The 5,503-nt window shown below is 69.1% G+C and carries 4 protein-coding genes and 1 pseudogene; 2 read left to right on the top strand and 3 right to left on the bottom strand.

Annotation, left to right across the window (positions count from 1 at the left end):
• Positions 1-73: 73 nt before the first annotated feature.
• Positions 74-1,417, bottom strand: a complete 1,344-nt coding sequence (gdhA, locus tag ACNTMW_RS34095) for an NADP-specific glutamate dehydrogenase (RefSeq protein WP_426638194.1) — start codon at positions 1,415-1,417, stop codon at positions 74-76.
• 210 nt (positions 1,418-1,627) lie between these two features.
• Positions 1,628-2,512 carry a VOC family protein gene (locus ACNTMW_RS34090; RefSeq protein ID WP_426638193.1) on the bottom strand — a complete coding sequence of 295 codons (885 nt, stop codon included), beginning with the start codon at positions 2,510-2,512 and terminating at the stop codon, positions 1,628-1,630.
• Positions 2,513-3,645: 1,133 nt separating this feature from the next.
• Here ACNTMW_RS34090 and coaD point away from each other — a divergent pair.
• Positions 3,646-4,104 (top strand): pantetheine-phosphate adenylyltransferase, encoded by a 459-nt coding sequence (gene coaD, locus ACNTMW_RS34085; RefSeq protein ID WP_426638192.1) that lies wholly within the window; start codon positions 3,646-3,648, stop codon positions 4,102-4,104.
• Positions 4,105-4,233: 129 nt separating this feature from the next.
• Here the strand turns inward: coaD and ACNTMW_RS34080 are convergent.
• Positions 4,234-4,335: pseudogene (locus tag ACNTMW_RS34080) on the bottom strand (hypothetical protein); the annotation flags it as partial.
• A 379-nt stretch (positions 4,336-4,714) separates the two neighbouring features.
• Here ACNTMW_RS34080 and ACNTMW_RS34075 point away from each other — a divergent pair.
• Entirely contained in the window at positions 4,715-5,302 is a 588-nt protein-coding gene (locus tag ACNTMW_RS34075) for a DinB family protein (RefSeq protein ID WP_426638191.1), read from the top strand.
• The last annotated feature ends 201 nt before the right edge of the window (positions 5,303-5,503 follow it).

The raw sequence follows: 5,503 nt of genomic DNA, 5'->3' as shown, positions 1-5,503 counted from the left end.
TAGGGGCTGCGCGGGGGTCTATTGGTGGGGGCGGCGGGGGGGTGTGGGTCACACCGCCCGGCAGCCGCGACGGTCAGATCAGGCCCTGGGCGAGCATCGCCTCGGCGACCCGGCGGAAACCGTCGATGTTCGCGCCGGCCACGTAGTTGCCCGGCATCCCGTACTCCTCGGCGGTGGCGTAGCAGCGGGCGTGGATGTCCCGCATGATCTCCCGCAGCCGCTGCTCGGAGTGCGCGAACGTCCACGAGTCGCGGCTGGCGTTCTGCTGCATCTCCAGCGCGCTGGCCGCCACGCCGCCGGCGTTGGCCGCCTTGCCCGGCGCGAACCGCACGCCGGCCTCGGTGAAGATCCGGACGGCGGCGGGGGTGGCGGGCATGTTGGCGCCCTCCACCACGGCGGTGCAGCCGCCGGCCACCAGCGCGGCGGCGCCCCGCTCGTCGAGCTCGTTCTGGGTGGCCGACGGGATCGCCAGGTCGCACGGCACCTCCCACACGGTGCCCCCGGGGACGAACGTCGCGTGCGGACGGGCTTCGACGTACTCGCCGATGCGGGCCCGCCGGACCTCCTTGAGATCCTTGAGGACTTCGAGGTCGATGCCCTTCTCGTCGACCACGTAGCCCGACGAGTCGGTGCAGGCGACCACGATGCCGCCGAACTGGTGGACCTTCTCGATGGCGTAGATGGCCACGTTGCCCGAGCCGGAGACCACCACCCGCTTGTCCTCGAGGCTGTCCCCGGTGCTGCGCAGCATCTCGTCGGCGAAGAAGACCGCGCCGTACCCGGTCGCCTCCCGACGTACCTGGGCGCCGCCGTAGATCAGCCCCTTGCCGGTCAGCACGCCGGACTCGTACCGGTTGGTGATCCGCTTGTACTGCCCGAACAGGTAGCCGATCTCGCGCGCGCCCACGCCGATGTCACCGGCCGGCACGTCGGTGTACTCCCCGATGTGCCGGTACAGTTCGGTCATGAAGCTCTGGCAGAAGCGCATGACCTCACTGTCGGAGCGGCCCTTCGGGTCGAAGTCCGACCCGCCCTTGCCGCCGCCGATGGGCATGCCGGTCAGCGCGTTCTTGAAGATCTGCTCGAAGCCGAGGAACTTCACGATCCCCAGGTACACCGACGGGTGGAAGCGCAGGCCACCCTTGTAGGGGCCGAGGGCGCTGTTGAACTCGACCCGGATGCCGCGGTTGATGTGCACCTCGCCGCGGTCGTCCTCCCACGGCACCCGGAAGATGATCTGCCGTTCCGGCTCACAGATCCGCTCGATCACCTTCGCGTCGACGTACTCCGGGTGCCGGACCAGCGCCGGGCCCACGCTGTCGAGCACCTCCTGCACCGCCTGATGGAACTCCACCTCGCCGGGGTTGCGCCGGACAACGCCGGAAAAGATCGCTTCGAGCCGCTCCCGTACCGCCACGCGTTCCTCCTACATCCACCCCGTAGTGGATCTTCACTATTGCCGGTCGTCCACTCCGTTGTGGATCTTCACTATTGCCATTAAATGGTGCGCGGCGGCAACCGCCGCCGACAAGGTGCGGCCGAATGGCATCCCCGCAGCATCGATACCGGATGACGGCCGAGCGCGACCGGGACGGCCGGCCCCGCAGGCCGCTACCGCCACCCACGCCTACTGGGGGGAGTCGCCAGTGTACGGGTCCCGGCCGGTGAGACAGTAGATCCCACCCGCCGGGTCACGCATGACCGTCCACGACGAGCCCGGCCCGACCACGGACGCCCCGTGCCCCTCGTGCCAGGAGCGCGTCGCCTCGATGTCGGCGCAGGCCAGGTCCAGGTGGGCCGAGTTCGGCCGGTCCTCGCCCAGCCGTTGCAGCAGGATCCGGACCGGGCCGGGCGCGGGTGGTAGGAGCAGGTTGAACTCCGGCGGCCCATTGAACTCCGGCGGCCCATTGAACTCCGGCGGCCCATTGAACTCCGGCGGCCCATTGAACTCCGGCGGCCCATTGAACTCCGGCGGCCCATTGAACTCCGGCGGCCCATTGAACTCCGGCGGCCCATTGAACTCCGGCGGCCCACCACGATGGAACTCCCACCCGGTCAGGGCGCGCCAGAAGACCACCTCGGCGTCGTACTTCCCCGGCGCGATGTCGACGCACACCTGGTCCAGCCGGCTCGCCGTACCGTCCGGTGCGACGACGGGCGTGGGCTGCGACACTTCGCCGGCCCACGGTACCAGGCAGAAGAGCTGCCCGCCCGGAGACCGCAGCACCACCAGATCCGGCTCCCGGAACACGACCGTGGCGCCGAGCTCACCGGCCCTGCGCGCCTCCACGGCGAGGTCGTCCACGGCCAGGTCGAGGTGCGCACCGCCGGCATCGCCCACGCCCTGGACCTTCAGGTATGCGTCGCCACCGGCCGGCAACAGCGTCGCGAACTCGCCCGCCGGGCCGCGCCGGGCCGACAGGCGGGTGCCGGTCACCGCCGCCCAGAAGGCGCAGCCGGCATCGAACCGGACAAAAGGGCGGTCGATGAAGGCGTAGCTCCAACGGATCATCGGGGTCCCCTCACATGCTGGTCGCTGCCCGCACGGTGCGCCGGCCGATGCCGTAGCCGCTGACGACCACGAGGGTATACATGCCCACCGGAGGCCGGTCGGCGCCGTAGGCGATGCCGGCGGCGGCGAGGACAAGGCGAACCCGGTGGGCGGCCCGGCCACCGGACCACGAGGTGCGCGAGATCCGCCTACGATGCGGCCACGAGTCAGGTGAGCCCTGGACGGGCCGCCTCTCCGATAGGGGGATTCACATGGAGCCCCGCGGGTGAGTACGGCGACCACTCCGGGCTGCCGGCGGGAAGTGGCCGCAGCCGGTCAACACGTGAACGGCGCCCCGGCCCACACCGACCGCGACGCCGGCCCGGCAACCCGGCCGCCCCGGCCACGGCCGACCCACGGGGCATGTTTCGGTAGGCTCCCGCGAACCGCCCGGCCGGCCGCTCGACCGCGACGGCCGTCGACCCACAGTCGGTGCGGGAACAGGTGGGTCAGTTCGCCGCTGGCTCGCCGCAGCTCGTACCTGGCCGGCGATCGGCGTGGTCGCCACGGCGTGGTGACGCTGCCGCAGCCCGCGCGTTCGTGGCCCAAGCCCTGGACAGGCTGCCGGGCCACCAGGAGACACCGGGCTTCACCGTCAGCATCGAGGCACCGGCTCCGTGAATCTTCCCTCCGATACTGAGCCGAAGGGACGCGGAGGTACGGCAGCCGCCACGACCTCCCGCCGGCAGGTGCCACACCTCGGATGTCGCCTCACGCGGTTCGCACGCTCTGCGGGCAACCGAAGGCGTCAGCATGCGAACCCCGTGAAGAGCCATCGCGCTCGTCCGACCCGACCGCTCTGACCAGCACCTTCCCCACCTGGAATCCCCTGCTCGGAGGACAGCGCTGACAGCGATCCCATACCTGCAGAGTGGGCCGGAGGCATCAGCATGCGAACCACGCCGCAGCGGTCACCGGGAGGCCGTTGTCGCCGCACTCAAGCAGGCGGAGCAGCGGAATCTGATTGTCAGATATGGTGGCCGCGTGCGCTCCATCTCGGCCACGGAAGCCTCACGTCGGGTCGGCGCCTGCACGGCCGGCATGATCGTGGTCATGTCGTTGGAGACGCGGTGACGGCTACGTCAAATCCTGGAGTGGTGCCGGCACACGGTTCGCTGGCTATCTATCCCGGTACATTCGATCCGTTCACCCCGGGGCACCGCGACCTTGTGGCCCGCGCCCGGGTGATGTTCGACCGGGTCATCGTGTTGCTGGCGGTGAACGCCGACAAGCAACCAACCGCCGAGGCCACTGCCAGGGCCGCACGCGTGCGCAACGCCATGCCGGCAGCCTGGGGCAATGTCGAGGTTGACACCTGGACCGGCCTGACCACCGCCTACTGCGTGCGCCGCGGCGCCACGGTCATCGTCCGCGGCGTACGTACGGCCGCGGACCTTCGCCAGGAGTACCAGCTCGCTGCGATGAACGAGCAACTCGGCGTTCAGACCGTCTGGTTGCCGTCCCGTCCGCAGCTGGCCGCCACTTCGTCCACGGTCGCACGCGCATACCGCTCGGCACAGTGGGCCCGTCCGTCCCTGAACTCTGAAGAATGACCCCCTGGGGTAACCGGAACGGTGGCAACATCTCGAGGCTGGATGCACCCTTTCCACGGCTAACCACGTCTCGTATGCGGCTTCCGCCATCGGGATCGCCGTCTTGTACCAGCGCGTCCAGTCGCCCGCCTTGTTCCCCGCCACGAGCAGGACCGCCTGCGACCAAGGGTCGAAGACGAACAGCACCCGGATCGACGCGTCACGCCCGGACCTCGGCCTGCTCCAACTCATCGACGACGGCGTCCTGCTACGCAGCCTGCCCAACCCGCTCACCCCCGCCGAGCTGGCCCGCATCCGCGACGCCCGCCCCGCCGGCCCCGCACCAACGCCGGCGCCCGAACCGATCCGCGTCGAGCGGCGCATCAGCAGTCGCGGCGCGATCACCATTGCCCGACAACGCATCCATGTCGGCATGGCCCACGCCGGCCGCACCGTCACCGTTGAGACCGCCGACCACACGTTCCGCGTCTACGACGGCGACGAGCTGCTCACCGAGGTCGCACGGATCGCCACCAGGCCGGTCGTCCGGTTCAAGGTCCGCAAGCCCGAGCCGCCACGGCCGGACCTACGGGGTTGAGCCGGCAGACGGTGCCTGGCAGGCTCCTGCTCCGTGATCGATGATGCCGTCAAGGACTACCTGCACGACGATCTACGTGAGTTTCGCGCGGTGATGCTCTGGAAGCTGGATGCGCTCTCCGACTACGACATGCGTCGCCCCATGACCTCGACTGGAACTAACCTTCTCGGCCTGGTCAAGCACTTGTCGATCTGGGAGGCCAGATACTTCGGCGAGGTCTTCGACCGACCTTTTCCCGAACCGCTTCCCCGGTGGGACGACGCCACGCAGCGTGGCCTCGACATGTGGGCGACCGAGCACGAAACGCGGAAGGACATCATCGACCGATACCGTCGCGTCTGGGAGCACTCAGACGCGACGATCGCCGTCCTCACCATCGACTCACCCGGCCATGCGCCCTGGTGGCCGCGTCCCAACGTGAAGCTGTTCAACATCCTGGTCCACATGCTTCTCGAAACCAGCCGGCACGCCGGACATGCTGACATTCTGCGTGAACAGCTCGACGGATCGACAGGAACGATGGCCAGGCAGGCGACCGCGCATCGCGACGCGGCCTTCTGGGAGGCCCGGTGCATGGAGATCGAGCGTGCGGCCAAAGCGGCCGATCCAACCACGCGCTGACAACCAGAGGTACTCAAGCAGGTTTAGAAGAGATCGTCTAGCCGGACGTGTTACGGATCATCTGACCGCCATCCGTAACGCATCTGTGAGGCTCGCGGTGGTGGTCCTGGGTGGACTGCTGCCAGGATCGGGGCCGGCGATTGAGGCTGACTCATAACGCATCTGGCCGCCGGTGGTGTGCCCTGCGCTTGACTTGTCGTC

This window comes from Planosporangium spinosum, from assembly GCF_049999945.1.
Lineage (GTDB): Bacteria > Actinomycetota > Actinomycetes > Mycobacteriales > Micromonosporaceae > Planosporangium > Planosporangium spinosum.
The sequence above is the reverse complement of the archived record's forward strand: the minus strand, read 5'-3'. Positions and strand labels throughout refer to the sequence as shown.